The sequence below is a fragment of the Microbacterium sp. 69-7 genome (assembly GCF_001897985.1).
GTDB classification, from domain to species: Bacteria; Actinomycetota; Actinomycetes; order Actinomycetales; family Microbacteriaceae; genus Microbacterium; species Microbacterium laevaniformans.
Map to the genome: position 1 here is coordinate 1 of NZ_MKRU01000064.1, position 3,105 is coordinate 3,105.

Sequence of the window (3,105 nt, forward strand, 5' to 3'; positions counted from 1 at the left end):
ACGTCAGGGAAAGAAACGACATGGCCCGTTACCGTATCAGCGCCAACATGGAATTCGTCCGCAGCGCCGATCTCGACTTCAGACAGGGCATCGAGGTCGCCGCGAGGCTCGGCTATCGCTATGTCGAGCCGATGGTTCATACCGGCTACGAGCTTCTGAGCGAGGTCGGCTATTTCCACTCCTTCTCGATGGAGGAGGACCCGCTCTTCATGCAGCAGCTCTGCGAGCGGAACGGCCTCCGCGTCTGATCTTTTTTCCGCCCACAGCCCGCTGATGAAGCCGGAAGCGGCCGTCGCGCGGCTGACGAGGGCTGCGCTCTTCGCCCATTTCACGGGCGCGAAGTTCCTCAATTCCGACGAGATGCTGAAGCCGGACTGGATGGACGACCGCGAAGCGCATGAAGCGATGGCCTATACGCTGAAGCGCATCAGCCATGTCCTGGCGCGGCACGAGGTCCATCTCTGTGTCGAGCCGCATGGCGTCTACACGAAGACCGTCGAAGGCCTGCTCAAGATCGTGAATCTGGTGCCCTCGCCCTGGATCCAGGTCAATTGGGATACGGGCAATTCCTACCTCGCTGGGCGGGAGGATCCCTACGACGCGCTGCAAACCGCGCGCGACCATGTTCGCCATGTCCATGCGAAGGACATCAGCTTCGAGCATGCGGAGAAGGAGCGGGGCAAGGTCACGGGGACGCCCGTCGGCTGCGCCTGCGGCGATGATGCCGTCGACTGGGACCGTGTGCTGTCGATCCTGGACCCGCTTGATCGCGACATCTTCCTCTCGGTCGAATGCGGTACGATCGATCAGGCCGAGCGAAGCCTCGCCTTCCTGAAAAAGACGATCGGCAACCGCCTGGCCGACGATTGAGGCTGCCATGCGCCTGACCGAGGAAGAGGGAACGCTCGTCTTCAGCACGGACGACGGGCGGCTCGCCGGCCGCTATGGCTATGACGATCCGTTCAAGCCGTCGCTGCATCCGCTGACCACACCGGGCGGGCTGACCGTCTCCGCCTTCATGCCGCATGATCACAAGCACCATCGTGCCCTGATGTATGCGCTGCGCACGCCGGACATCAATTTCTGGGAGGAGCGGCAGACACGACCGGAGGAGGTGGTGGGCTGCCAAGCGCATCAGGGCTTCGAGAACATTGTCGCCCAAGGTGAGGAGGTCGGCTTCGCGCAGCGCCTGCTCTGGTCGGCGGCCGATGGCAGCCTCCCGACCTTTGCCGAGCGTCGCAGCGTCTGCTGCCGCCTGGCACCGGGTGGCGGCGCGTTCCGATGGGAATGGTCCACGCAGATCGAGGCGCTGCGCGATACGGAACTGGTGATGAGCCAATGGTCCGCGCCGCGGTCCGGTGGCGCGCTGGTCAACTATCACGGGCTCGGCGTTCGTCTTCCGAGGGAGTTCGGAGGATCGATGGCCAAGGCCACGGTGCGCCTCGACGACAGCCCCTGCGAGGTCGCCGCGGCGCTCGGTTCCCTACCGCGGCTCATCGAATACATGGCGGCCGTCGATGGCTTCTGGCCCGTCCGTCACGCTGGCATCCGGATCGGCCAGACGCAGCCGAACGCGCTGTTCATCCTCAAGGAGCCGTTCGCCTATCTCAGCCTCGGCCCCTCGGGCCTCGCGCCGCGACAGATGCGACGGGGCGAGGCGCTGGCGGAGAACTACCACATCGAGATCTTCGACGGTCCGACGGAACCGCAATAGCGGCCGACCGGTGACAGCAAAGGAAACGGCGGCTTCGCGTGCGCCGACATGGAAAGAAGGGAGGAAACAGAGAATGTCCAGGAAGACTTTATGGGCGGGCCTCGCGCTTTCAGCGATGGTCGCGTCATCGCCAGCCTTCGCTGATGACGACGCATGGTTTCAGCCGGGCAAATATGACGGCCGGACGGTCAACATCGTCGTGAATGCCAGCCAGTTGCAGCCGCCCTTCGCGCCGATTCTCGAGGAGCTGAAAACCTCCTTCGAAAAGGCCTCGGGCGCCAGGATCGTCTACAACCCGCTGCCGGAGAACGATCTCTACAAGAAGGTCCGCCTCGCCATCGTCGGCAAGACCGGTGCCTATGACGCGATGTTCACCGGCGCCGGCGGCGCCAAGGATTTCGGCCTGTCGGGCCAGATCGTGCCGGTGCCGGCCGCGCCCGACATCGCCGATTTCTTCCCGGGCGACGTCGCGCAATACTCGATCGGCGACAAGCTCTACGGCGCGCCGCTCTCCTCCGACACCAATATCCTCTACTGGCGAAAGGATCTCTTCGAGAAGGCCGGGCTCGACCCGAACGCTCAGCATCACCGACATCGCCTACGCGACCGGATTCCGATCGAGCCAGTACTTCTCGCTGCAGTTCAGACGATATTTCCTGACGACGCCAAGCCGGTATCGGGGACCGTTATCGTCAGGGCTGCCCCTGTAGCCGCTGCGTGGCCGACGGCTTCTGCCGCCTCGTCGAAGGCAGCGGCTCGTTGACGGACTGCAACGTGTTGAAGATTTCTGGTCAACGTCCCTGCGCTCGGCGTGCTCGCCGCTTTGCTTCCTAGCGCTGCAGGAGCCGGCGCCAGTCCAGGGGACGGCAAGCTGGCCATCGTTCTCGTGCACGGCGCCTTCGCCGACGGCTCGAGCTGGAACGGGGTCGTCGAACGCCTGAAGCACGACGGATTTCCCGCGGTCGCCGTGGCCAATCCGCTACGGTTCGTCCGCGGCGACGCCGCCCAGGTGCCGAGTTCCAGCTTGAGGTGGTGAAGACACTACGGCCCCCGGCGCGGCGCCCGAAAGCTAGTCATCTTGGCGTGTAATCCGGTGACTCAAGCGCAGTCCGACGTCGCTTGCGCTGGACGTCTATGACGCGAGAAAAAATTCCACGTGTGACGCAAAGGTTTCTGGATACTGAAAGAGCGCTCCGTGCGCTGAGTCGGGATAAATGATCAAAGTCGCATTGCTCATGTGCTTGAACATCTCGTAGGCGTTCACCGCAGGAAACATGGTGTCGTCACTGCCGTGAACGATCAGCGTCGGCTGATCGATAGACTTGAGTACGGCGTGATCGGTCGTCTTGTCCGCACACCAGGCGATGATGGCGTTGGCCTGAGCATTGCTG

General features: G+C 63.4%; 6 protein-coding genes and 1 pseudogene. 6 read left to right on the forward strand and 1 reads right to left on the reverse strand.

Annotated features, from left to right (window positions below):
• From BGN98_RS06265 to BGN98_RS06285, 6 genes and pseudogenes are all read left to right on the forward strand, one after another.
• On the forward strand, nt 1-248 hold a 248-nt coding region (locus tag BGN98_RS06265; RefSeq protein WP_288120282.1), incomplete at its 5' end, for a hypothetical protein.
• Between the two features lie 22 nt (nt 249-270).
• Nucleotides 271-870 carry a sugar phosphate isomerase/epimerase family protein gene (locus tag BGN98_RS06270; RefSeq protein WP_353681702.1) on the forward strand — a complete coding sequence of 200 codons (600 nt, stop codon included), beginning with the start codon at nt 271-273 and terminating at the stop codon, nt 868-870.
• A gap of 7 nt (nt 871-877) precedes the next feature.
• Complete coding sequence (locus BGN98_RS06275) at nt 878-1,714, forward strand: DUF6807 family protein (RefSeq protein ID WP_288120285.1); 837 nt, start codon at nt 878-880, stop codon at nt 1,712-1,714.
• Nucleotides 1,715-1,829: 115 nt separating this feature from the next.
• Nucleotides 1,830-2,276 (forward strand): annotated as a pseudogene (locus BGN98_RS14755) (ABC transporter substrate-binding protein); the annotation flags it as partial.
• 31 nt (nt 2,277-2,307) lie between these two features.
• Nucleotides 2,308-2,424, forward strand: a complete 117-nt coding sequence (locus BGN98_RS14760) for a hypothetical protein (RefSeq protein ID WP_353681703.1) — start codon at nt 2,308-2,310, stop codon at nt 2,422-2,424.
• Nucleotides 2,425-2,525: 101 nt separating this feature from the next.
• Entirely contained in the window at nt 2,526-2,750 is a 225-nt protein-coding gene (locus BGN98_RS06285) for a lipase family protein (RefSeq protein ID WP_288120289.1), read from the forward strand.
• Nucleotides 2,751-2,846: 96 nt separating this feature from the next.
• Here the strand turns inward: BGN98_RS06285 and BGN98_RS06290 are convergent.
• Nucleotides 2,847-3,105 (reverse strand): alpha/beta fold hydrolase (locus BGN98_RS06290; RefSeq protein ID WP_288120291.1); only part of this gene is annotated, 259 nt, incomplete at its 5' end.